Source organism: Rothia sp. ZJ932 (assembly GCF_016924835.1).
GTDB lineage: Bacteria > Actinomycetota > Actinomycetes > Actinomycetales > Micrococcaceae > Rothia.
Map to the genome: position 1 here is coordinate 1,788,602 of NZ_CP070480.1, position 24,333 is coordinate 1,812,934.

At 51.8% G+C, this 24,333-nt stretch carries 23 protein-coding genes; 11 read left to right on the plus strand and 12 right to left on the minus strand.

Translation table 11 applies throughout. The features are described from left to right. Nucleotides 1-2 precede the first annotated feature (2 nt). The gene (locus tag JR346_RS08150; protein ID WP_205482200.1) at nucleotides 3-1,049 is read left to right on the plus strand and encodes a glycosyltransferase; all 1,047 of its coding nucleotides are present in this window, start codon (nucleotides 3-5) and stop codon (nucleotides 1,047-1,049) included. A 4-nt stretch (nucleotides 1,050-1,053) separates the two neighbouring features. Then, the gene (locus JR346_RS08155; protein ID WP_205482201.1) at nucleotides 1,054-2,190 is read left to right on the plus strand and encodes a glycosyltransferase family 4 protein; all 1,137 of its coding nucleotides are present in this window, start codon (nucleotides 1,054-1,056) and stop codon (nucleotides 2,188-2,190) included. A gap of 719 nt (nucleotides 2,191-2,909) precedes the next feature. Here the strand turns inward: JR346_RS08155 and JR346_RS08160 are convergent. The 7 genes from JR346_RS08160 to rsmI form a co-directional block, all read right to left on the minus strand. Continuing rightward, nucleotides 2,910-3,560 (minus strand): hypothetical protein, encoded by a 651-nt coding sequence (locus JR346_RS08160; RefSeq protein WP_205482202.1) that lies wholly within the window; start codon nucleotides 3,558-3,560, stop codon nucleotides 2,910-2,912. 188 nt (nucleotides 3,561-3,748) lie between these two features. After that, nucleotides 3,749-4,177 carry a hypothetical protein gene (locus JR346_RS08165; RefSeq protein WP_205482203.1) on the minus strand — a complete coding sequence of 143 codons (429 nt, stop codon included), beginning with the start codon at nucleotides 4,175-4,177 and terminating at the stop codon, nucleotides 3,749-3,751. Between the two features lie 6 nt (nucleotides 4,178-4,183). Then, the gene (locus JR346_RS08170) at nucleotides 4,184-5,164 is read right to left on the minus strand and encodes a 4-diphosphocytidyl-2C-methyl-D-erythritol kinase (RefSeq protein ID WP_205482204.1); all 981 of its coding nucleotides are present in this window, start codon (nucleotides 5,162-5,164) and stop codon (nucleotides 4,184-4,186) included. After that, nucleotides 5,161-6,024, minus strand: coding sequence for a 16S rRNA (adenine(1518)-N(6)/adenine(1519)-N(6))-dimethyltransferase RsmA (gene rsmA, locus JR346_RS08175; protein WP_205482205.1), 864 nt, complete (start codon nucleotides 6,022-6,024; stop codon nucleotides 5,161-5,163). Before rsmA ends, JR346_RS08170 begins: the two co-directional genes overlap by 4 nt. A gap of 86 nt (nucleotides 6,025-6,110) precedes the next feature. Continuing rightward, entirely contained in the window at nucleotides 6,111-6,707 is a 597-nt protein-coding gene (locus JR346_RS08180) for a low molecular weight phosphatase family protein (protein WP_205482206.1), read from the minus strand. 104 nt (nucleotides 6,708-6,811) lie between these two features. Then, complete coding sequence (locus JR346_RS08185) at nucleotides 6,812-7,882, minus strand: TatD family hydrolase (RefSeq protein ID WP_204877402.1); 1,071 nt, start codon at nucleotides 7,880-7,882, stop codon at nucleotides 6,812-6,814. A 36-nt stretch (nucleotides 7,883-7,918) separates the two neighbouring features. Next, nucleotides 7,919-8,845 (minus strand): 16S rRNA (cytidine(1402)-2'-O)-methyltransferase, encoded by a 927-nt coding sequence (rsmI, locus tag JR346_RS08190; protein ID WP_240333918.1) that lies wholly within the window; start codon nucleotides 8,843-8,845, stop codon nucleotides 7,919-7,921. A 70-nt stretch (nucleotides 8,846-8,915) separates the two neighbouring features. Here rsmI and JR346_RS08195 point away from each other — a divergent pair, with 70 nt between their 5' ends. Continuing rightward, on the plus strand, nucleotides 8,916-10,538 hold the full coding sequence (locus JR346_RS08195; RefSeq protein WP_240333919.1) for a dolichyl-phosphate-mannose--protein mannosyltransferase: 1,623 nt from the start codon (nucleotides 8,916-8,918) through the stop codon (nucleotides 10,536-10,538). A 79-nt stretch (nucleotides 10,539-10,617) separates the two neighbouring features. Here the strand turns inward: JR346_RS08195 and JR346_RS08200 are convergent, their stop codons facing one another. The 4 genes from JR346_RS08200 to JR346_RS10545 form a co-directional block, all read right to left on the minus strand. Continuing rightward, nucleotides 10,618-11,763: a TIGR01906 family membrane protein gene (locus tag JR346_RS08200; protein ID WP_205482208.1), complete on the minus strand. Its 1,146-nt coding sequence runs from the start codon at nucleotides 11,761-11,763 to the stop codon at nucleotides 10,618-10,620. A gap of 128 nt (nucleotides 11,764-11,891) precedes the next feature. Next, nucleotides 11,892-13,151 carry an Ig-like domain-containing protein gene (locus tag JR346_RS08205; RefSeq protein ID WP_205482209.1) on the minus strand — a complete coding sequence of 420 codons (1,260 nt, stop codon included), beginning with the start codon at nucleotides 13,149-13,151 and terminating at the stop codon, nucleotides 11,892-11,894. A 161-nt stretch (nucleotides 13,152-13,312) separates the two neighbouring features. Further along, complete coding sequence (locus JR346_RS08210; protein WP_205482210.1) at nucleotides 13,313-13,579, minus strand: DUF3499 family protein; 267 nt, start codon at nucleotides 13,577-13,579, stop codon at nucleotides 13,313-13,315. An 18-nt stretch (nucleotides 13,580-13,597) separates the two neighbouring features. Then, the gene (locus JR346_RS10545) at nucleotides 13,598-14,056 is read right to left on the minus strand and encodes a WhiB family transcriptional regulator (protein WP_304621683.1); all 459 of its coding nucleotides are present in this window, start codon (nucleotides 14,054-14,056) and stop codon (nucleotides 13,598-13,600) included. Nucleotides 14,057-14,426: 370 nt separating this feature from the next. On the opposite strand from JR346_RS10545, the gene JR346_RS08220 reads away from it, so the two are divergent. The 5 genes from JR346_RS08220 (at nucleotide 14,427) to JR346_RS08240 (ending at nucleotide 19,952) form a co-directional block, all read left to right on the plus strand. Then, on the plus strand, nucleotides 14,427-15,179 hold the full coding sequence (locus JR346_RS08220; protein WP_205482211.1) for a TIGR03089 family protein: 753 nt from the start codon (nucleotides 14,427-14,429) through the stop codon (nucleotides 15,177-15,179). Between the two features lie 69 nt (nucleotides 15,180-15,248). Continuing rightward, nucleotides 15,249-16,439 carry a 5-(carboxyamino)imidazole ribonucleotide synthase gene (locus JR346_RS08225; RefSeq protein ID WP_204877409.1) on the plus strand — a complete coding sequence of 397 codons (1,191 nt, stop codon included), beginning with the start codon at nucleotides 15,249-15,251 and terminating at the stop codon, nucleotides 16,437-16,439. Nucleotides 16,440-16,521: 82 nt separating this feature from the next. Further along, complete coding sequence (gene purE, locus JR346_RS08230; protein WP_204877523.1) at nucleotides 16,522-17,130, plus strand: 5-(carboxyamino)imidazole ribonucleotide mutase; 609 nt, start codon at nucleotides 16,522-16,524, stop codon at nucleotides 17,128-17,130. A 138-nt stretch (nucleotides 17,131-17,268) separates the two neighbouring features. Continuing rightward, a complete protein-coding gene (locus tag JR346_RS08235) occupies nucleotides 17,269-18,837 on the plus strand; it encodes an LCP family protein (RefSeq protein WP_205482212.1) in 1,569 nt (522 codons plus the stop codon). Nucleotides 18,838-18,935: 98 nt separating this feature from the next. Then, the gene (locus tag JR346_RS08240; protein WP_205482213.1) at nucleotides 18,936-19,952 is read left to right on the plus strand and encodes a peptidoglycan bridge formation glycyltransferase FemA/FemB family protein; all 1,017 of its coding nucleotides are present in this window, start codon (nucleotides 18,936-18,938) and stop codon (nucleotides 19,950-19,952) included. A gap of 221 nt (nucleotides 19,953-20,173) precedes the next feature. Here JR346_RS08240 and glpX read toward each other — a convergent pair whose 3' ends face one another. Next, a complete protein-coding gene (gene glpX, locus JR346_RS08245; RefSeq protein ID WP_204877413.1) occupies nucleotides 20,174-21,169 on the minus strand; it encodes a class II fructose-bisphosphatase in 996 nt (331 codons plus the stop codon). 182 nt (nucleotides 21,170-21,351) lie between these two features. Between glpX and JR346_RS08250 the strand changes: the two genes are divergently transcribed. The 3 genes from JR346_RS08250 (at nucleotide 21,352) to JR346_RS08260 (ending at nucleotide 24,268) form a co-directional block, all read left to right on the plus strand. Beyond that, nucleotides 21,352-22,068 (plus strand): DUF4245 domain-containing protein, encoded by a 717-nt coding sequence (locus tag JR346_RS08250; protein ID WP_204877414.1) that lies wholly within the window; start codon nucleotides 21,352-21,354, stop codon nucleotides 22,066-22,068. Nucleotides 22,069-22,126: 58 nt separating this feature from the next. Then, a complete protein-coding gene (locus tag JR346_RS08255; protein WP_204877415.1) occupies nucleotides 22,127-22,774 on the plus strand; it encodes a carbonic anhydrase in 648 nt (215 codons plus the stop codon). Between the two features lie 84 nt (nucleotides 22,775-22,858). Next, a complete protein-coding gene (locus JR346_RS08260) occupies nucleotides 22,859-24,268 on the plus strand; it encodes a class II fumarate hydratase (protein WP_205482214.1) in 1,410 nt (469 codons plus the stop codon). Nucleotides 24,269-24,333 lie beyond the last annotated feature (65 nt).

Consider the following 24,333-nt stretch of genomic DNA (forward strand, 5'->3'; position numbering starts at 1 on the left):
CAATGAAAAAACGTGATACATACAAATGTCTCGTCCTCACGAAAGGTTCAGCACACCTTGGACCTTACGGTATCGACAAACTTAAAAATTTTGACTTTGAGATTACAGAGAAGAAACCTGCTGAACACAAATTACATGTCAAAATCCGGGATTTCTTTGAGCACCGTTATAACACACCCATCGATAAGACTATTCGCAGTCTTTTTTTAGCGTACCAATCAGATGTTGTCTTAGCGTTTTTAGAAAATGAGGCACTATTCGCGTCCTGGATGAAGTCCAAGGGAATTAAACCCTATGCAGATAAACCTTTAGCTGTTCTGGTTTGTTGGCTTGCTGATGATCTTGAAAAAATGTCTCCCTCACAGGCCCAGAAAGAAGTTAGAAAATATTCTGGAGTAGATTTATTCTTTGTTTTTAGCCAAAATCAGGTTGAAATTTTAGCAAGGCATGGAATCCCAAAAGATAAAATCAAAAGCGTAAATTTTGGTTTTGCACCAGGTTTATTCTCCACTAGAAATTTCCACTTGCGATCCGGAAATATGGTAGCTGTGGGTGTTGATAGAGGACGCGATTATAACCTTTTGGTCAATGCGTTAAAGGGAACTGATATCATTATTGATCTTTACACAAAGCCAGAAGTATATGCTAGTCTTCCCCAGTCATCGCAGATTATCTTCAAAGGGCTGGTTACTTATGATAAATATAGGGAAATTCTCGCGACTGCAAAAGCAGTAATCATACCCTCAAAGCTCATGGCCTACCCCTCAGGACAGACGGTTGCTATAGAGGCTGGCGGCACTGGGGCCCCGGTACTCATTAGCCAAACCCCTGCTCTCTCACAGTACTTTAACTCAACTAATTCCTTACAGTACACCCCTGGAGACGAAGAAGACCTGCGAGAGCAGTTGATTCGCATGGACTCGGATGATGCACTTCGAGAGTCTCTAAGCCAGGAGATAGGACGAGATATGCATTCTAACTTCACTTACGAACAGATGTGGCAGACAATATCAAGTGAAATCCTGAATCTGCTCAATAAGAAGCGATAAGTGAATGGATACAACCAATCAAAAAACCAAGCTGGCACTTTTTTCAACATGGGATTTTTCTAGCCCCTATGCTTGGTCTGGAGTCGTACATAATATAACCCGTACACTGTCACAACATGCCGACCTAATAACCGCTCAGGTTCCTCAGGCTGAAGTTGCTCTGATAGATAGGGTTTTAGCAAAAGCTTCCGGGGCAATAACGAATCGACAGTATCTGCCCTCCCACTCCCTTGCAACATCATGGAAGCAGAGCAAAATCGCAAAGAAAAAAATTGAACAGGTCAGCGGTAATGACCATGTTCTGGTGTCTTTGGCGGCTTCTACAAGCAGTCTATTCATGCCCAGCGACCAGCCACTCATTCAGATCGCTGACTCGTCCTTCGCTTCGATGGCAAGGTCGTATTTCGCTGATAATCGGCTTAGCAGGATCTCATACACCCAAGGTGTACTCATTGATAAAAGAGTTGCTACTAGAACAAACCATTACACTGTAGCAAGTGAGTGGTCTGCCAGCGTCCTGATGAAAGACCTCGGTATAGCAGCCCAAAAAATCACGGTTATACCGTTCGGTCCAGGAACTGTTCCTCCTAAAAATCCAGTGTCAGACCAGGCTCTTATTCCTACCTCTGGCACTCTCAGACTTCTTCTCGTTGCCTCAGATTGGAAACGAAAAGGTGGAGATGATGCTCTCGAAATTGTTGCCGCAGTTAGAAAATACAGAGATGTCGAACTTACGATTGTAGGTAATGCACCCAACCGCCTACCTCGCTGGGCTAATCACGTTGGAAAGGTTTCACGCAACGTACTTTCGCAGCTTTATGACACTCATGATTTGCTTTTAGAACCCACACAGGCGAGTGCAGGTGGTGTGGTTGTTACTGATGCGATTGCTCATCAATTACCAGTCATTGCAAGACAGGTAGGAGGCCTATCTACTCTAATCCAGGATCACCAAACAGGCTTCTTAATCGAAAACAGTCCTGATTTCATACGCACAGCGACCGGGGTACTTTCACATATCAACCCTGATGAAATTTTCGAGATGAAGCATCGATGCTCCATCGATTATGCGCAACGACTCAATTGGGGTAGTTGGGCACAAAGTTTCTGCTCAGTAGCGTCGCAGGTATCCTCACATTAAAAGTGGGGAAAACCAATCAATCAAGCAAGCACCGTTTTCTCCAGGGAACTCCTTACACTTTGAGGATTATTCGTATAAGGGGTCAACTTTGCAACGGACGCGCACACGCCAACGCCCCTCTTGCCGAGCCGCTGCTTTGCAACGCGGCTAGGCGGCAATTCACGCCCCGGCTCGCAGGGGATCACCAGCACAGGAAACAAAATTATTCATCTTTAAAAAATCAGCTATATTAAATATGAAATATACAGAATAATCCACTGTTATTTTTAGCGAAATTACCACTATTATAACTGATTCGATAATGAACCAACGTGAAACTTTCTAGTTAAAACGTATAATTTTTCAAAATATGTTCAGTAATTATTCCAAAGCACGGGGCATTTCAAAATAATTTTTCAATGAAACCATCACTATCGACTCACCAAGAGAACTACTTTATAATTTTTCTAAGATTCATCTAAGATTGGTGAAAAATTGCAAATAGGAGAATGCGCTATTTTCCTAGAACTAACAATTTCTTTAACCTCACCAAACCTGTAAAAAAGGTACAGCGAAAGTGCAACCTTCGCATGATTTGCCAAATTTTTATCGTATTTAATAAAGGCTGATATTTCTTCAAGAAAATCAAAGCTCTTCGGTAAATAGGATTTCTTGTCTACTTTTTCATGAATTGATTCTACAGCAATTCCAAGCAGGCAATTTCCCACTTCCCAACGACCCTACGACGGATGAATATTTTTAGTACACTCTACAATTTCTTCAAAAGTCTTAGCACTTTTATGAAGCCCAACAAGTAAATTTGTTCCATATTTATTTTCGCACCTGATCTGACCTAATCCGATGACTGCCAGATCATATATTTGAATATCAAGACCGAGTTCCTCTGAAAGTTCGCGGCTCATTGTCATATAAGGATTGGGGATCCCATTTACATCAACGTCCGCATCAATTCCGTAAGAACTTCTAAACTGCATATTTCCATTTGCGGAAGGCATAAACTGAAGTTGATTGATGTCAGTATTTTTTGACCGTTTCTTGAAAACCAATTTATTGTCGGCAATCTCGACAATCACCGCGAAAGCAAGCTGTCTAGCGTTATTCCCAGTTTTTTCATCAGAAGAGTTTTCTAATCCTTTATTCCTGAAGTATTGCCTGTTATGGTCTGCCAACCACGAGGAGTACGTAGTTTTGTTAATTTCTAGTTTAATCCTGGGCTTGCCTTTTCTACTATCTTTCTCGATAGAAAAATCCCAAAGAGCAGCGATTTCTCCGTCAAATATCCCCGGCAAAGCCATTCTTGTTTTCGTAAGCTCTCGTATTTCGGGGTCAACTGCAAATGTAAAGACGTCGGTTCTTTCAGCTGAATTCAAGTCTCTCTCACTCGAATTGACCTTTAAATCCACACGTTTCATATAATCATAATAAACGGTGGCAACATTATACGAAGCAATTCCTATCTCTGGTCGACAGTAGGATTTCAGCAGAATCTTACCATTGTAGACTTCTATACTTTTTTCAGGAATTAAATCCTCTATAGAAATCGAGGAAGCGTAGGCTACTAGAATATCACCAACGCTTTCTGCAAGATTTCTTTCATCAAGAATAACCAGTGCGAAGCTAACGCCAACTGATGACGAAGATGAAATTTTTTAGACATCTTTGTATAAGCCTCTGAAACAGTGTTCATTTTTTCATTATCAAGCGCTCTAGAATTTTCGCTTTTCGGATAGTTCCTCAAAATATTTTTGTAAACCCATTGCAGCTCTTTATTTACGGTGTGGGACTCAGATGTAAGAATTTCTTTCACGCGATTTTTTATATTGACACGGTAAACTTTTTTATTTATAAATAAATCTTTAAGAAATTTTTTGCGATTTCTTATGAGTACGGTTTTTGGGCGTTGCTTAAGAATCTCCACAAGCGCCCAAGTTCCCAGAATACTCGGTATTATTCCCAGCGCATCAGCTAGAGAAATAAAAAAAATCACTCATCTTCAAACAAGATTTCGGTCGAGAATTTTTAGCTCGGCAATGTATTTTTTGCTCTGAGGAGTTTGAGAATTGTACCGTCCTTCTGCCCTAAGCACTGCAACCGTCGGTCCCGACCCCGAAACGAAGGCATGTGCGTCCGCTCCCTGCTGTTGGTTCAGAACGTCCGCTAAGGCAGGTTGTAAGGTAATCGCCGGTGCCTGCAAATCGTTGCGAATGTGCCGGGTGATAGCCGCTAAATCTTTGCTGGGTGAGGAGTCAATGAGCGCTTCGATAAGAGCCTGAGGAACTTCCAACTCACCCGGCGCTGGGTACCTGCCCTCAGCGCGTCCTGCGTCCAATTCAGCGAAAACCGCTGGTGTAGATAATCCTTGAGTGCTCAGAATCATCGTCAGGTGCAGGGGCTGCGTATCTGCTGGAACATCAAGAGGCGTCAGCTCCGTTCCTGTGCCATAGCCGATAGCGAGCCCACCCATCAGACAAAACGGCACGTCAGCACCCAGCTCAGCGCCCAAGTCACGTAGCTCATCGTCAGTAAGAGCCTTAGACGCCCAGCCCGCCTCAACAACACAACGATTAGTAGCTTTCAGGGCAGCGGCGGCATCCGCAGACCCACCAGCCATGCCACCAGCTACCGGCACGTTCTTGACGATATGGATGCTAAGCCCTTTCTCCCCGAGTTCAATGCCCTGAGCATCGAGAACAGCTTGCACAGCTTTCACCGCAAGGTTTCTAGCATCAAGGGGAATAGACGAGCGGTCAAAATCCCCTGCACGTTCCATCTGGGCTAGAACAGATTCCTCGGGAATCTCCACGCTCACACTAAAACCTGGCTCATCGCTGACAGCAACCGTTACCTCTTCATAGAGGGAGACAGCTGCATACAACGAAGCGACAGGATGATAACCGTTAGGCTGAACATCCCCCACCGCGAAGTAGAGATTTACCTTGCCAGGGGCACACGCCGTTGCTGAGGCAGCACTCATGCCTGCTCCATAAAGTGATCCCGGTATGCTTCAGCGATTTTTATAAATCCGAAAATATCGAGCTTCTCACCGCGAAGCGACGAGTCAATACCGGCAGCATCTAAAACCTCACCAGCGCGAGCAGGGCTACCTGCCCACGGACCAAGGGCAGCGCGAAGGGTTTTGCGACGCTGAGCAAAAGCTGCATCGATAATATCGAAGACCAGCTGGCGCGAAACATCAGACAGAAGTTCAGGACGGCGTTTGAAAGCCACAAGACCCGACTTGATCTTGGGTGCGGGCCAAAAAACGTTAGTGCCGATAACACCGGCCTTAGAAACCTCGCAGAACCAGTTAGCTTTCACGCTAGGAACACCGTAAATCTTTGAACCCGGCTGAGCAGCAAGACGGTCAGCAACCTCGTCCTGAACCATCACCAGGGCGTGCTCAATGCTGGGGAACTGCCCCAGTAAGTGAATCAACACCGGTACCGCGACGTTATAGGGCAGATTAGCAACCAAAGCGGTGGGGATCTTGGGTAGCTCCATCACCTTCATAGCGTCGTTAAGCACCACATCAATCCGCTCCTCAGCACCGGGGCGGAACTTAGCAACCGTTAGCGGCAGTTGCTCAGCCAGCGGAGGATCGATCTCAACCGCAACCATGTCTTTTGCAGCGTCCAAAATACCCAGGGTGAGAGAGCCAAGGCCAGGGCCTACCTCTAACACCGTCTCATCCGGGTCAATGTGCGCCGCTGCAATAATGCGGCGAATAGTATTGGGGTCAATAACGAAGTTCTGCCCCAGGGTTTTAGTCGGTCGAATGCCCAGCACAGCGGCGAGTTCGCGAATTTCTTGCGGGCCGAGAAGTTGATTTTCCATTGCCTTCTATTCTAGACAGGTTTTTAAACTCGCACCGCCGCATTCGTCTACCTCAAGCTATATGTGCGCCATATACGTAGACTAAGCTACCTCTCAAAGAAGCCCAACCACGGCAATAGTACGTCCAAGCCGTCCTCGACTTCTTCCACAGCAGTGCGAGCCGCTTGCACACCCAACCGATAGGGATCAGCAATATCATCGCTACTACGCACCGGAATATCCATCTGTTGCAGGTAAGAGATAGCCTCAACTCTGCGTCCTGCTTCTGCCCTGACGCGCTGAATTTGTTTCAGCAAAACTACCCGGTGATGCAGGTGCGGCCACTCACGAATAATCCACTTACGGTGGCTATGATCCATAGCAACAATAAGAGCGGCGCTCTCGGCAATCTCACGGGTGAGCTGCTTAGCCTTATATCCTGAAATATCAATACCACGATCAAGCAACTCATGGTCAATGTCAGGTGCAACACCCGAGCCGACCACAGCACCAATACCTGCGCTATCGAAAACCCAGCCCTCGTTCCAGCTACGGTGCTGAGAAATAAGCTGAGCAGAGGCACTCCGCGCGATATTGCCGGTACACACATACAAGATAGTGTTCAGCTCATCTGCAGGAGGCGAACCCGCCGCAGCCGGTGATTCCCTGCGCTTTAACAGGGCAGAAACGTTAAATCTAGACACAGGTTCATGTACTTTCTCTTCGTGTGGGAACTCCCAACTTACTTACGTTAGCAAATAAACCCACGAGGAACCTGCCCTGTGCCACCCCAACGTTCAGTGACATTTTACTGCCAGGTGCCGTATACAGCCTGCGTATTCTCATGAATCTTCGCGCACAGTGCAGCAAGGTCATCACCGCGATGCTGCGCCATAAACCGCACGGTGTAGTTCACCATGTACGACGCGTTAGGACGCCCACGGTAAGGATGCGGCGTCAAGAAAGGAGCGTCGGTCTCAGCCAAAATCAAATCTTCGCGGGCAATCTTTAAAGATTCCTGAATGCCGTGGGAGTTCTTAAAGGTGACGGTGCCCGCGAAACTCATGTACCAGCCGTTATCGTTACACCTCTCAGCTAACGAGGCATCCCCTGAATAGCAGTGGAAAACGACCTTCTCAGGTGCGCCTTCGTCCAGCAAAATACGAACCACATCGTCGTGGGCATCGCGGTCGTGGATTTGTAAGGCTTTGCCGTACTTTTTAGCGATGCGAATATGCTCACGGAAGCTGCGTTCTTGGGCATCAATGCCGTCAGCGCGTGTTCTAAAGAAGTCTAGACCTGTCTCCCCCACCGCGCGGACGCGAGGGTGGGCAGCGAGCGCATCGATTGCGGCAAGGGCTTTTTCGAGCTGCCCGGTGGCTTCTAGTTTCGGGGCTTCATTAGGGTGCAGAGCAACAGCTGCTAGGACGCGTGGTTCTGAGGAGGCGACCTTGACGGCATATATGCTAGAAGGCACATCGCACCCCACCTGCACTACCGATTCGATTCCGAGCGCGGCGCCTGTGTCGAGGGCGTCTTTAACGGAGATCGCCACCTCGCCGTCGAGTAGGTCCATGTGCGTGTGGTTATCGATGATGGGGTGAGGTAGAGGTTCCGGTGCAGGTGGAAAGACCAGGTTACGCTTTCGCCCACCGTCGCCGTCAGTGGAACGGCGGCGGGTGCCCTCACCGCTTTCTTCGTCGGTCACGTTGTAGTGTTCAGCCTCATAAGCCGGTGGTGTAGCCCCTTCTTCGGGAGTTACTGGTTCTGTAAAAATGCTACTGTGGATTTCCCGGTCGCTGGGCAGAGCAAGGTCAAAGGTTGCAGCCAGTTGTTCTAACTGTTCTTCGGTGTAGCATGGGTTTTCGGGGGTACACATCTGTTTGTTCCTCAGTTTTCGTGGGGTGTTTTGCTGTTACCGTGCAGCCAGGGTCGCTTCGTATAAATCACGTTTGCTCGCACCGGTTTCTGCGGCAATTTGAGCGGTGGCAGCTTTTAACCGCATTCCTTCGTTGACGAGGGCGAGGACGCGCTCGGTCAGATCCGCGGCGTCCTGCACCTTGGGTTCTGGTGCGCCTTCTATGACCAGGGCAATCTCGCCGCGGATGCGTTCGCTGTCATCTGCCCAGGCTACGAGTTCAGCGAGGGTGCCTCGGATGATTTCTTCGTGCAGTTTTGTGAGCTCCCGGCAAATGACCGCACGGCGCTGTAGCCCGAAAGTGTCAGCGAAGTCTTTGAGGGTCGCGGAGAGGCGGTGCGGGGATTCGTAAAAGACCATGGTTCGCTCTTCCCTCGCTAGAGACGCCAAACGGCGGGTACGGTCTGATCCCTTGCGCGCGAGAAAGCCTTCGAAGGTAAAGCGTCCGGTCGGCAAACCTGAGACCGCGAGCGCGCTGAGTACCGCAGATGGGCCAGGTGCTACGGTTACCGGCAAACCGGCGTCGGCTACAGCTTGTGCGGCGGCGTACCCTGGGTCTGAGACTGTGGGCATGCCGGCATCTGAGAGGAGCAGCACGGTTTGACCGTCTTGGATCGCTTCAACGATTTGAGTGCTACGACCGGCTTCGTTGTGGTCGTGGTTGACGATGGTACGTCCGGTGATTTTTACACCCAGACCGCTGGCGAGTTTACGCAGAGTTCGGGTATCTTCGACGGCGATAATATCGGCTGAGGCAAGGTATTCTTTGAGGCGGGTAGTGGCATCGCCGAGGTTTCCGATGGGGGTTCCGCCCAGTATAAGCACGCCGTCAGTGCGTACAGGGGGGCTCGCGAGTTCCTCGTCTACCAGGGGGGCAGCAGAATCAAGAGGGGTGCGGGGGTCATTGATATCGTCGGTGTGCATGGCTGCTCTCATACGGGGTAGATTTGCGCTGTTCTTCTCATCGATTCTAACGGCTTGATACCATGAGCAGGTGATAGATACTGCCCGTACTGCGCCCCTACCGCGCGTTTTGACCGTCAAACATGCTTTTACTGAGCTCACGTTGCGCGCCCGTTTAGGCGTTGCAGAGGTAACGATGCCGCGTTATGGGTGGTTAGCCCCGACGCTGGTGGTTGTGTTGGCTGCGGTGCTGCGGTTGTGGAATTTGGGGCTTCCTCACGCGATTGTTTTTGATGAGACCTATTACGCTAAAGATGCCTATTCGCTGTTGCATTTTGGCAACGAGCGGTCATGGGCTGATGAGCCCAATGATGCCTTTTTAGCAGGGGATGCCGCCAGTGTGGTGGGCACTGATCCGGCGTATGTGGTACACCCACCGGTGGGCAAGTGGATGATTGCCGCGGGCATGGCTGTCTTTGGTGATGATAACCCTGTGGGGTGGCGTGTGGCAGCAGCGCTGGTGGGCATTCTTTCAGTGGCTCTTGTTGCAGTGGCTGGGTGGATGCTTTTTCGTTCGCTGACTGTTGCCACAATTGCGGCTTTTTTGTTGGCGATTGACGGTCACCATCTGGTGCAGTCTCGCTTTGCGCTACTTGATATTTTCTTGATGTTTTGGCTGTTGGCTACCTTCGTGTGTTTATTGGCTGATAGGACGCGGTCGCGGCGGTTATTAGCCCGTAGGGTAGCTGAGCATGCTGCAGCTCATGGAGGTCTGCCGCATGATTCGTTCATGCGCTACGGACCGATGGTAGGGGTACGCTGGTGGCGTCTAGCTGCCGGTTTCACTGCGGGTATGGCAGTGGGCGTGAAGTGGAATGCCCTGTTTTTTATTGCTGTTTTTGGCGTCATGACGGTGCTCTGGGATCTCAATGCCCGCCGTATTGTGGGTGTTCGCCGCTGGTTAGTTGCCGGTGTGTTCAAAGATGGCGTTCTGGCTTTTACCTACATGATCGTACTGGGTGCTGGCTGGTATTTACTAACCTGGGGCGGCTGGTTCACGTCAGATGATGGTTACAACAGACGTTGGGCGGCGGAGCACCCCGGCGAAGGTGTGCAGTGGCTACCGGCGGCATTGCGTTCTTTGTGGGAATACCACCGGAGTGCCTACGAATTTCATCAAGGTTTGGATTCCGATCACACCTACGAATCTCCTGCGTGGAAATGGCTGATTCTTGCACGCCCCACCTCTTACTATTATGAATCTCTTACTCAGGGTGTTGATGGCTGTGCCGTTGAGAAGTGTTCTGCCGCAGTGCTGAATATAGGTAACCCGCTGATTTGGTGGTCGTTTATTGCAGCCATCCTTGTTGCTTTAGTAGTGGTTTTGATTCGTAGAGACTGGCGTTTTATTGCCCTCTTAGCAGTATTTTTGGTGGGTTATCTTCCCTGGTTTATGTACCCGGAACGCACCATGTTCTTCTTCTATGCTCTTTCTTTTGAGCCGTATCTGGTGCTACTTCTGGCAGGGGTGCTGGGGCTTGTGCTAGGACGCAGCACCTCTAGCGTGCGTAGACGCCGCATCGGCGTGGTGCTCGTCGGTGCTTACCTGGTCTTTGCTACCCTCTTGACCCTCTACTTCCTGCCCATTTGGAGTGCCCAGGTTATTCCCTACGAGCACTGGCGCTGGCGCATGTGGTTTGATTCGTGGATCTAATTTAAGCTTTCTTCCTCCTACTAAAAATGCTCCCGCTTGTGTCATAGCTGACCAAGCAGGAGCATTTTTTAGAAAGCACTTACAGCACTGAGGACGAAAGTTTACGACGCAGCTCTAGACGGTCCGCAGCAACTTTTTCTTCGCGAGCTTTGCGTAGTTTGGTGGGCCAGGTGAGCATCATAATTAGCAGCGTAATAGCCAGGGTAATCAGCGCAACTGCGATACCCGCGTCCACCCAAAACTGCGGCGGGTAGAGACGAATCAGAGTATCGGATGCGTGAAACTGCCAGTTGCCCTGCGGAAAGAAAACGTGGTGAAAGTTTTCAAAGAAACGTTCCCAACCCACAAAAGCTAAAGTACCCAGCGCCGCCATGAGTGCAAGGGTTGCCCAGCTGCCAGCAAAGAGACTGCGACGCACAGCTCCAGCGGCACGCTCTTTGAGGGTGCGGGAGCTCATCCACGCCACAAGCCCAAGAATCATTGCAAGCGTCATTGCTATAAGCATGACGACCTTTACATCTGTCATATGCTCAACTTCAGAGGGCAAGAACCAGGTGACGTTTTTTTCGTTGCGTAGAGCGCCCAGGTAGCTCGCCGGGGCGAAGTTCAAGATGTAGTCCAGTCCGTAGGAACCCAACCGCATACGTTCTTCAGTGTTCATACCGTAGGTATCGGCAGGAAATCCCGGTCGATGGTATGCAAACCACAAGAAGGCGCTGCTGGCGACCACGCGCACCGCAAGAGCTAGGGTCAGCACGGGTACTGCCATCCCCATCAGAAACTGGCGCAACTTCAACCATCGGGGGCGGTCTTCAACAGCCAGTTCTCGGGCGGACGCGCGTTCTTCAGCTTCCGTTGCAGCCACAGCGGCAACCGGCGCAGACTGCTCGGTCTCATCAGCCGCAGAGTTCAGGGTGGGCGCAGAACCCTCACCGGCTACAGCTACCGACTCGTCGAGGAGTTCTCGTACCTCAGGTAGAGGCATAGAATCTACCGGCGTCTTAGATACCCCGGTAACAGGCGCGTCCCGCGTCGCGGGGGATCCCATAGAAATAGCAGTAGGCTCCGAGCTGTCAAGCCCAGATTCCACTCTGCGGGCACGAAGCAGACGGTCTGCTGTTGCTCGCTGGGCAACAGCCTCGTCGTTATCATCAATCGCCGGTGTTAGATCATCCCAGTCACGCTCGGCACCCGCTAAGGGTTCCAGCGGTTCTTTCTCAGCCATGAAAGCCTTTCTGTGGTCTCTATACAAAGAAAAAATCCTCTCACACTCTACCGCACCGCCTTCTGAGTCAGCGGTGAGGGAGTAGGTGAGAGGATTATCTTAAAGTTGTCGCGCGAAGGCTTCGGATGTTACCAGTTACCCCTGTAGTTCTCATCAGCGTATGAATCAAAGGGAATGTTCCAGTCGCCGTAGCCGTTATCAGGATCAGCCATGAGGTAACCGGTATTCACGGTTTCAACAACATCGCCCACATCAAAAGTATCGAAGAAGAACTTAGCATCGGCAAGCAGCATACCAATGCAACCGTGTGAGACATTGTAGTAACCCACGGAGCCCCATGCGCTCGGTAGCGCCTGGTGTACAAAAACACCCGAGTCTGTCAGACGTGAAGTCCAGGACGCAGTAAAGGGCTCATACCAGTGCGCATTGCTACGATCCAAGCCTAAGGTGGTGGGATCAAACTTGTAGGTGGGTGCCTGTTCCTGAATAACAAGCTGACCAACAACAGAGGGCCACTCTGCGTTGCCCAAAGTAATAGGAGCGGTATGCACTAACTCATCGTTCACGTACATCTTCATGGTCTTAGTGTTGTTATCAGCCAGCGCATAACGCTTCTCGCTGGTTTTAAAGTTCACCGCCGTATTGGAATTACCAATCATGCCGTTGCCCAAGTCAACGCCCAAAATATTAACCTTTACGGCAACATCGGTGTTAGCAGGCAGGTAGTCCTTAGTGCGAACGCGAGCCATGTAATCCGAGTACCAGCGCACACGAGGCTCAGTAACACCGTTGCCGGTGACCTCAATGAGCTTCTCCACCGCGTCCTTATTAATCACAGGTTCAGAGAAGTTAATCTGAATAATCTGACCAACACCGTAGACGGCTCCCTCTTTGAGGTTCGTCATAGCATTAGCCTCGTTAACAGCTGAGACCGTAGTGAAGACGCTAGAACCCTTACCTTTGCCGCCCTCAGCATCTTCTGCCTCCCACTTCAAGGTGTACTCGGTATCAAAAGCCAAGTCCTCAGTAGAAGTCCAGGTGGTCTTATCTTCGCTTAACTCACCGGCAATATTTGCTTTACCAGCCATCAACTTAACCGAGGTAAAAGTAGCATCAGTGGCAGTAGCGACCACCGGGTTAACCGCTAGCACCGGGTTGAACTCCACCGCGTCTTTTTCGGGAGTAACAGCAACACTACCGACGAACTTCTGAGTGGGCGAAGCTGAGGGAGTAGACGAAGCGGCCGCAGAGGCTGAGGCGCTAGAACCGGTACTCTCGGATTCAGCAGTGGAACAAGCAGCAAGCCCAAAAACAGAAGCTGCACCAACAGCGGTAAAGCTCAGAGCTTGGCGTCGTGAAGTTACGCTATCGCGAGGGGAAAAAGCCACGTAGATGAGTCCTTTACGATTTGGCTAAAAATAACATTCTTTCAAGACTATCAGCAAACGGAGCAATAAAAAATGCGTATCCGTGTGAGATACGCATTTCATCTTCAAGGATAATTTTGATATTTCAAAAGTTTATGAACGAAGCTTAAGATACCTACCCTTTAGACGCTGCGAAGCGGTGGGTAGTTACCATCGTTCTGCGCAACGGGTGCGGAAGCGTCCGAGCCTGACATCGGCAATCGAACAACCTGCCAGCCTTGGGGCGCGGTCAAACGGTCAGCATGAAACTCGCACAGATCGTAGGCGTGGGGTTCGCGATGGGTAGAAAGTACACCGATCACCGCAGTTGAGTCTGCGTAGGCGTAGGTGAGGGTGAAAATAGCTTCGCGAGTACAGGTCTGACGCGAGCAGAGACGTTGCTGAGCCATAAAAACGGTCTTCTTTCTTTAGATATTCTGCTTGCGAAGGCGACGACGTTCACGCTCTGACAAACCGCCCCAAATACCGAAACGCTCATCATTTTCCATGGCGTAATCCAAGCATGCCTGACGTACAGGGCATTCGCTACATACGCGCTTAGCATCGCGAGTTGAGCCACCCTTTTCAGGGAAAAAAGCCTCGGGATCGGTCTGAGCACAGAGAGCATCTGCCTGCCATGCCAGCTCACCATCATCACCGTCGGTACTGTACAGACCGGCAGCCGCCTCCCACAAAGACAGCGCATCGGGATCGTTGGAGAAGAGATCTACGTTTTTAGCAACGGGTACTTTTTGCTGTTTCTGGGCAGCTTCACGTGCCTCAGCCGCAGCAAGAAAATCATTAGCCTGCAAATCAAGGTACTGAGTGTAACGCTGGCTTGCACCAGAATACCCTGGGTCACTCCCGTAGTGAGTCAACGAACCCATAGTTCTTAATAGTCCCTTCGTATTCTCGTGACATTTGCTTCCGGCTCCACTCGTTGTGGAGCAGACAAAGTGATGCCACTGATGACGACGCGTGTGGGTGTCCTAGCCTGCCAACCACTGTTTAACAGTCAGCGGGGCAGATTAGCCACATCATCATTACACGTGTGTAATACGCGATTCGTCAAACTGAGTCAGTAAATTAACGGGTGTTGAAACAACCATATTCACATTGTCATGAGTTTTTATGATATAAGGCAAAGCGCTCATTTGCATAATAAAGGTGACCTACCCCTCCTTTATGTGGTGTGTTGGGAGGTCATGAGCTTCAATGCTTTTGCTCACCCTCCTTTTAGTTTTGTAAGTTGGTTTCATGTCTCAGCTATCTTTCGCACATTTTATGGACTCCCTTAAAATCCGCCAGACGCCAGCCCTCATCTGGTACGGCGCCCCCGGTGAGCGCATTGAGCTTTCCGGCAGGGTGCTCGATAACTGGGTATCCAAGTCTGCTAATTTTTTGTACGAAGAGTGCGATATTGAAGTCGGCGATACTATCAGTCTGCCTGCGGCTGCCCATTGGCGCAGTGTTGCCCTTTCCTTAGCCGCTTTGCGGGTGGGCGCTGTGGCGAGCGTCCGCACAGGCACTGATGAGGCGCAAGATGAACCCTACCAAGTGGCGGCAGGTTTCTCGCCCGAAGATTTCAGCTCGGTAGATGCGAACGTCTATGCCTTGGTTGAAGTAGCAGCCTTGGGCATGCGCTATATGGGCGAGATTCCCACCGACCGCGAGTACGTGGACTACACCAGTGAAGTGCGCGCCTATGCTGATCTTTACATGGGGTTCAACCAGCCAACCCCCGATACTCCCGCCTTGAGCGACAGTACCCACCGCCAACTGATAACGCGCGTCATTGACCTTAGTCAACAGATTAAAGAGCAGGTGCCAGAGGGGGTTCAAGCGCTAGAGGTCACTGGGTCACCGGCGCTAGCGGTCGCTGAAATTCTAGCCGTGATGCACGCTGGTTACGCGGTTATTATCCTCGATGACCGGTTTGATTTCACAGCAGGCGACCGCCACCTAAAAATTTACGCAGACGAACGCGCCCAGATACTGCAGCATTCATAAAACGCTCAGCACCCCTACCCACTGAACAACGGCTTTTAGAAAGACCGATAAGCAGGTAGCCTAGAGACTGTGACTTACCCTGTAACTGGACCTAAAATTGGCGTCGTTGGTGGCGGACAGCTTGCCCGCATGATGGCACCCGCCGCCACCGAGCTCGGCTTCAATCTACGCGTACTCGCTGAGACCCCCGACGTGTGTGCTGTGCCCGCAGTGAAAAATACTCCCGTAGGCGACTACAAAGATTTCGAGGCTCTGCGCGAGTTCGCCCGCGATGTTGATGTATTGACCTTTGATCACGAACATGTACCCGGTGACTTTCTGCGCGCTCTCATCGCAGAAGGCGTCAACGTGCAACCCCGCCCCGATGCTCTGATCTATGCGCAGGACAAAATCGAGATGCGCAAGGCAATTGATAAGCTGGGGCTTCCCAACCCCGTGTGGGCTGAGGTCACCACCCTTGATGCGCTTCTTGAATTTGGTGATACCACCGGCTGGCCCGTAGTGCTCAAAACTCCGCGCGGTGGCTACGACGGCAAAGGCGTCATGGTTCTCGATACCCGTGATGAAGCGCTGAACGCTGAAGTTGAAGCGTGGTTCAATGCGCTTGCAGATCGCGCTGATTTTTCTTCTCTGCTGGTTGAGCAAAAAGTACCTTTCACCCGTGAGCTTTCCGCCCTCGTTGCCCGCAGAGACTCAGGTGAAGTGCGCGCATGGCCCCTTGCTGAGTCTATTCAGGTGAACTCAGTCTGCGATGAAGTCATCGCCCCTGCACCCGACCTCTCCCAGAGCGTCGCTCAGGCAGCTGCCGACGCCGTTACCCTCATTGCCTCAGAACTTGGCGTCACCGGTGTGATGGCTGCTGAGCTTTTTGAAGTACCCGGTACCGAGCACGGCTTCTTAGTTAATGAACTTGCTATGCGCCCGCACAACTCCGGTCACTGGACCCAAGACGGCTCCGTCACCAGCCAGTTCGAGCAGCATCTACGCGCAGTTCTTAACCTGCCACTAGGTGACACCTCGGTCAAGGGCGAGGTTGCGCTTATGAAGAACTTCCTCGGCGGTAATAATAAAGACCTCTTTGGAGTTTTGGGCAAGGTTCTCTCCACAGACGCGCGCGCCAAAGTTCACCTCTACGGCAAGGGAGTACGCGCCGGCCGCAAAATCGGGCACATCAACATGACCGGCGCCGCAGCCGAACTCAACCAGATGCGCTCATCAGCCGCGTCCTGCGCCGTACTTTTCACTGACGGCGCTGCCTAAATTTTCTACCAAGATTACTAGCAAGAAGGAGAACACCGTGAGCTCCCCCTTTGAATCAACCCAACCCATCGTTGGAATCGTCATGGGCTCAGACTCAGACTGGCACGTCATGGAAGCCGCCGCCCAGGTTCTTGAAGAATTCGGCATCGCTTACGAAGCAGACGTTATCTCAGCCCACCGCATGCCCGAAGATATGGTCGCCTACGGTCGTAAAGCACACGAGCGCGGCATTCGCGTCATTATTGCTGGTGCCGGTGGTGCAGCCCACCTGCCAGGCATGCTCGCCTCGCTCACTCCCCTGCCTGTCATTGGTGTGCCCGTCAAGCTCAAGAGCCTAGACGGCATGGATTCTTTGCTCTCCATCGTGCAGATGCCCGCCGGTGTTCCCGTTGCCACTGTTTCTATTGATGGGGCACGTAACGCTGGTTTGCTCGCACTACGCATACTGGGAGCAGGAGCTGATGACTTCGCCCAGCAGGTACGCAGCGACCTCATTGACTTCGCGGCATCGCTACGTCAAACCGCGATGGACAAAGGCGCAGCACTGCGTTCCAAAGTCGGCGAGCGCCGCGAAGACCTCGAAGAAGATAATTCGCACATCACCACTATCGCTGATGCGGCGCACTCAGCTCGTCAGCCCCACACTGATATTCCCTCCGATGATGACTACCGAGAGCCCTACGCACCCTAAGCCCAGCACAGGGTAACAACGGAGAGTTTTCAGTTTTCTTCGCTACGGTGGTATCACTGCTTGTTCTATGGGTAGGCACAGATGCTGCCGTAGGAATTTTAAAGACTTTGGGTAGAAGGTAAGGTAAAGGATTAGGTGATGGCAGCTAGAGAGAGAAACTCCGCAGGTCGTCAGCAACCGCGACGGGGCTCTATTAGCGCAGTCCGGGTGAAGGGAGATAAGCTTTCGCGTCCGCAGTACACCGACCCTCTCCACCACCCTGAGTATGCCTCTGATCAGTTGCGGGTACGTCGTGCGTGGATTTTCGTTCTCCTCACACTCCTCGTACCGGGTTCTGTACAGCTCATTGCAGGTAACAAGCGTTTAGGTCGCAGGGCATTGACCGTGACCCTTACGGTATGGGTGCTCATAGCTCTAGGAATTTTCTTAGGGGTTACTGCTCGAACCGCTATCTTTTCAGCTCTTACCAGCCAGAGTTTCTTGTTTATTTTGGTGGGTATTTTATCTCTTTTGGCAGCAGGCTGGATTTATCTCTTTTTTGATGCGTTGCGCGTTATTCGCCTCAAGACTTTACCTGCCCGCGCTCGCGTTCCGGTGGTGTTAGGTCTGGTTGCTCTGACAGCTATTACCGGTGGTGGGCTTGCCTACAGCGCCTATATTGCTTCGGTAGGACGCAACGCCCTGGGAAATATTTTTGCCGGTTCTGGAACGCTCACCCAACATGAGGGTAGGTATAACATCCTTCTCATGGGCGGGGACGCCGGTGCGGACCGCGTCGGGCGCCGCCCCGATTCTATGACGGTGGTGAGCATTGACGGCGCTACCGGTCAAGCTGTGACGATTTCGGTTCCACGCAACTTACAAAATGCTCCTTTCTCGCAGGATTCTCCCCTGTGGCAGGTATACCCTGAGGGCTTCAACTGCGGTGATAAGTGCATCTTGAACGCCCTCTATACCGATGTGAGCGCTAATCACCCGAGTCTTTATCCTGAGGCAAAAGATCCGGGGGCAGAAGCTATGATGGATGCGGTCTCTGGGATTTTGGGCATTGAGGTTGAGAACTACGTGCTAGTTGATATGCAGGGTTTCTCAACCATGATTGATGCCCTCGGTGGTATTACCATCGATGTGGGTGGCTATGTTCCTATCGGGGGCGGTACCCACGCTGTGACCGGTGAGCCTAACCCCATTGAGGGTTACATTGAGCCGGGTATTCAGCATCTCGATGGGTTTCATGCCCTGTGGTATGCTCGCTCCCGTGAGGGTGCCTCTGACTATGATCGTGAAGCGCGCCAGCGCTGTGTGCAGGCTGCCATGCTCAAGCAGTTAGAACCGGCAAATGTGCTCACTAAGTTTGCCGATATCGCTGCAGCGGGTGAGCAGATTATTGAGACTAATCTTCCCGAATCAGGTCTGAGCGAGCTGGGTGATATCGCCCTGAAATCTCGTCAGTACGATCTTATTCAGTTCGCTATCGCCCCGCCCTATTTTGACCCGATGTTCCCGACCTACCCTGATTTTGATGAGGTACACAGCCGGGTGGATCAGGTGCTAGTGGACTCAGCTGAGGGTAAAAGCCCTCAGCCGATGGCGCAGGGAGTTGGGTCTGTGGCGCATCAGGTGGTTTTTGAGCAGGCAGATGGCACGGTAGTTCCTCTCATGACAGCGTCAGAACTTACCCCCAACGGAACCTGTTCGGTGCCCTAACCATCGTTATAAGAACTCAGTCGCTGTGCCCAACACCGCGTCTGCACACCCTGCCCCTACCTTAGACCTGGTACGGGGCAACCGGTACACTGGAGCGCATGAGTAATATTCTGCAGACAGATGTATGGGCACGTTTCCAAGAGTCTAACGGTTACAAGGTTTTCAAAAAGTCGGGTTACGGCTGGTGCTATATTGCCACTCTTGAGGGCGGAACCATCGGACGCTACCTGTACGTACCCTACGGGCCTGTTGCAGATACTCCCGCAGCGTTCGATGCCGCCATGGCTGATTTGATGCAGGTAGCTCGCGATAATAAGTGCCTTTTTGTGCGCGTAGAGCCCATTGAAGAGGGCATTTTTGCCGGTGGTGACCACCAGGATTTCCTGGTTCAGCGTGGCTTCAAGAAGTCACCGCGTCAGGTGCAGCCAGCTCACACTCAGATTATTGATCTCACTCAAGATGAAGATGCCATCTTGAAAGATATGAAGTCAACCAACCGTAATCTGCACCGCAATATCCATAAAAAAGGTGTTACTTTTGAGACTTCACAGAACCCATCTGATCTCGATATTCTGTTGAAGTTCTTGGACGAAACCGCCGGACGCACCGGTTTCAATCGCCAGCGCGATGAGTACCTGCGCCAGGTAGCGCGCGTCCTCATGCCGGCAGATGCAGCGACTCTTTATATTGCCAAGGTCGAAGGCCAACCAATTGGCGCTGCTTTTGTATATGACTCGGACGATACCCGCACCTACGCACACGCGGCAGCGTCCTTCGAGCACCGTAAGTTATCGGCGGGTATTCCCCTGGTCACCAACTTGATTATGGACGCGAAAGCTAAAGGCCTGACCAAGGTTGATCTCTTCGGCATTGCCCCCAACGATGACCCCAACCACGAATGGGCGGGCTTCACCAAGTTCAAAAAGTCATTCGGCGGCGAGTCTGTGGAGTACGCCGGCACCTGGGACAAGCCTGTCAGCGCTCCGGGTTACACCGCCTACAGCGCTATCTATGCAACCAAGGCAAAAGCCCCCGCAATCAAAGAAAAAGCGCTCCAGCTCAAAGGCAAAGCGCTTGATGGCATCAGCAAAGTAAAAGCGAAACTGAACAAGTAAGATTTTTATAGAAGAGAGGTCGGTGCCATTCTTTGAGTGGCTCCGACCTCTCGCTATTGGAACTTCCTTTTAGGAATAAAAAGCGTTCTAAGAATCTAAGAGAAAACCTAATACTCCGCTCATGAGCACTATGACAACTAGAACGATGACTGCGCCCAGTATTACTACCAAGCGGAATGTTTTAGTGCGGTCAGCGGTGTTCATGAGCTACTGCCAGATTCCTACTTTTTGGGCATATGCTTTTCGAGGATTTTTTCCCAGCGTGCCAGGTTGTGCTCTGCTTCGATGGTACGAATAGTGCCTGATTTGGAGCGCATAATCATCGACTGGGTGGTAACCGTGTTGCGACCGTAGCGCACACCGCGCAGCAACTTACCACCGGTAATACCAGTAGCAGCAAAGTAGCAATCATCTGAAGTCACCAGTTCATCGGTGGTGAGCACAGCATCAAGATCATGACCGGCAGCCAATGCCTTTTCGCGTTCGGTATCGTCGGTGGGTGCCAGGCGTCCTTGAATAATGCCACCGGTTGCCTTAATCGCGCAGGCAGCAACAATACCCTCGGGGGTGCCACCGGTACCCATCATTACATCAATACCTGAACCTTCACGGCAGGTAGCAATCGCACCAGCAACATCACCGTCAAGGATCATGCGGGTACGGGCACCAGTTGCTCGAATCTGCTCAATAATGTCAGTGTGGCGGGGGCGGTCAAGAATACAGACGGTAAGCTGGTTGATTTTCTTACCCTTGGCTTTGGCAACCAGATGCAGGTTCTGTTTGACCGGCAAACGCAAGTCAACCAGGTCAGCCGCTTCAGGACCGGTCACGAGCTTTTCCATGTAGAACACGGCCGAAGGATCGAACATGGAGCCGCCCTCAGCCACAGCAATCACAGACAGGGCATTATCCATGCCCAACGCGGTCAAGCGGGTACCGTCAATGGGATCAACCGCCACATCCATCTTCGGTCCGGTGCCATCGCCCACAGTTTCGCCGTTGTAGAGCATGGGCGCTTCGTCTTTTTCGCCCTCACCAATCACAACAGTTCCGTTAAAATTAACGTTTGAGAGACGGTAACGCATCGCGTCCACCGCTGCCCCGTCGGCGAGGTTCTTCTCACCGGCACCCACCCAGGGCGCTGAGGCAATCGCGGCAGCTTCAGTAGCTCGTACCAGTTCAAGAGCGAGGTTGCGGCCATGGTTGGTTTCTGACATGTTCTCCCCTTTGAGTTGTTCAGCGTGCGGACGCGCCGGTGCGCCCTGCTCTTCTCAGAATAGCTAGTTTGCCGGTGGGTGGCTAACAGTTTTCGCGTATATAACCTACGCAATAGTGTGTTATCTTTCACCTTTAAGCGGTCAATGAGGGGTTTGGGGTAAAAGTGCGTGAGAATAATAGGGTGAAATCATCTGAGTTTGAGAAATCTTCAGCCGCTCCCTCCACCGCAGGCGCGCCGGAAAGCGCCGAGTCGGCGCGTCCTGCCACCGTTGCTGACGGTGTGAAGCCGCAGATTACCCCCAAGCAGGCTGAACGCATTAACCAGCCGGTGCGCAACATGATTATCTCGATGGTTGTGCTACTTGCCTGTGTGCTACCGGTGATTTGGTTGATGCCCAAACCAGATAAAGACCCCTACCAGGCGTCAGTTGATTTACCGAAGGTTGCTTTTGAGGCGGGCGAAGTAGCTAGATTCACTCCGACCGCGCCGCAGCTTGAGAACTGGCACTACAACTACGCACGTTGGTACTCCCATCAGGCTGATGGTATTAGTTATTGGGAGACAGGGCAGATTACTGCTGCCGCCGAGTTTCTCACGGTCAAGCAGGCTGATGCAGGCGAAACGAACGTTTCGTGGATTGCTCAACAAACCGGAAACTCACGCCCCATAGGCGCAGAGTCAATTGCTGGAGTCGAATGGGAGGTGCGCGAGGGCACCACTGACAAAGACGAAACCCTTACCTACTATGTGGGCGAGGTCGATGGGACCACCGTTATTATCTACGGTGATGCACCCGGCACTGAATTTGCCCAGCTTGCCGAAGCCATCGTGAACTATCAAAAAGCCCCCACGGCAACAGCTTCGCCCACTGCAACCTCAGGCACCGGAATCGAATAAATCCAACGGAATGTAGATAAGCTCTCACCAGTATCAGTTTCTAAGAAGGCAGGTTACCGTGGCGCAGACCGTTTCTACTCCCGCCCAAGCGTGGGCGTATCTGGCTGAGGGCAACGCTAGGTTTGTGGCAGGTGAATCCTTACACCCCAACCAGGACGCTTTACACCGCGAGTCCCTCACCGCTGGGCAGTACCCTTTTGCCGCCATTTTTGGATGCGGCGATTCCCGTCTTGCCGCTGAAATTATTTTTGATTTGGGTTTGGGCGATGCTTTTGTGGTGCGTACTGCCGGTCAGGTAATCGACAATTCGGTGCTCGGGTCACTGGAATACGCCGTGGGCGAGCTTGACGTGCCGCTGATTATGGTTCTCGGTCACGACTCCTGCGGTGCTGTCAGCGCCGCCAAGAAAGCCCTAGAAACAGGCGATATGCCCCATGGTTTCGTGCGTAACCTGGTAGAACGCATCCTGCCCTCAGTTATCTCCCCCAAACTGCCCAAAAACGCGACCGTCAACGATATGGTGCGGGAGCACACTTACCAAACGGCAGCGCGGATTGCCGAGCAGTCCCACGTGGTGGCCGAAAGCATTAAGGACGAGAAAGTCGCGGTGGTGGGCGTCTATTACCACCTGGTTGATGGACGCGCAGAGCTGGTCTACTCATCTTCCCCTACCATCGCGGTGGACGCCGGACCTCACGCGTCCTAAAAATCACCCAGCTTTTTACGCAATAAACGAACACATCAGGTCATTGCTGAGGTTCAGCTCACGCGAACCGGTTATGCTGTAGGTATGACTGATAACACTGAATACCGCATTGAACACGACACTATGGGCGAAGTTCGCGTGCCCGTCAACGCGCTCTACCGTGCGCAGACTCAGCGCGCTGTAGAGAACTTTCCTATCTCAGGTCAGACTCTGGAGCCCGCGCATATTCGCGCCCTGGCTCTGGTAAAAAAAGCTGCTGCTACCGCTAACGAAGAACTGAAGGTGCTCGACGCTGAACGCGCACAGGCTATTCGTGATGCGGCAGACACAGTGGCAGCTGGTAAGCACAACGCTGACTTCCCCATCGATGTATTCCAGACCGGTTCTGGTACTTCATCAAATATGAACACCAACGAGGTGCTTGCAACCCTGGCAAGCCGTTTGCTGGAAGATAAAGGCATTGATGTTCACCCTAACGACCATGTGAACGCCTCCCAGTCTTCAAACGATGTTTTCCCCACCTCAGTACACGTTGCAGCTACCGAAGCACTCATCAACGATTTAAAGCCCGCCTTGGATTATCTGGCAACATCATTGGAGAAGAAAGCAACTGAGTTCAAGGACGTCGTCAAGTCGGGTCGAACCCACCTCATGGACGCAACTCCGGTAACCTTGGGTCAGGAATTTGGCGGTTATGCAGCTCAGATTCGCTACGGCATCGAGCGTATTGATTCAGCTCTGCCCCGCGTTGCCGAGGTTCCTTTGGGCGGTACCGCTGTTGGCACCGGTATCAACACCCCCGACGGCTTCTCAGCACGCGTCATTGAGCTGCTCGCTGAAGAAACAGGTCTTCCGCTGACCGAAGCACGCAACCACTTCGAGGCGCAGGCTAACCGCGACGGTCTCATTGAAGCATCAGGGCAGCTACGCACCATTGCCTACTCACTCATGAAGATCAATAACGATATTCGTTGGATGGGTTCAGGTCCCAACACTGGCTTGGGCGAGCTGCATATTCCCGACCTTCAGCCCGGTTCATCTATCATGCCCGGCAAGGTTAACCCCGTGATTTGCGAGGCTGTTGTTCAGGTAGCGGCTCAGGTGATTGGTAACGACACCACCATCGCGCTGTCTTCCACTAACGGAGCCTTCGAGCTCAACGTCGGTATTCCCGTGATGGCAGCTAATCTGCTACAGTCCATCCGTCTGCTCACCAACGCATCACGCGTCATGGCAGATAAGATGATTGACGGCCTTGAGGCAAACGTAGAACGCGCCCGTTTCTTGGCTGAGGCTTCACCCTCAACTGTGACCCCCATGAACAAGCTGATTGGTTACGAGGCAGCTGCAAAGATCGCTAAGTACTCAGTGGCTAATAAGACTACTGTTCGCGAGGCTGTTGTTGCTCTGGGCTACGTTGAGCGCGGTGAAGTCACCGAGGAGCAGCTGGATTCAGCACTCGATGTCACCAAGATGCTCGGTAACTACTCCTAAGCAGAATTCTTTAACTCAAGTTACTGAGCTCTAGGGCTCAGATTTTGAGAATACGGGTTGCACCT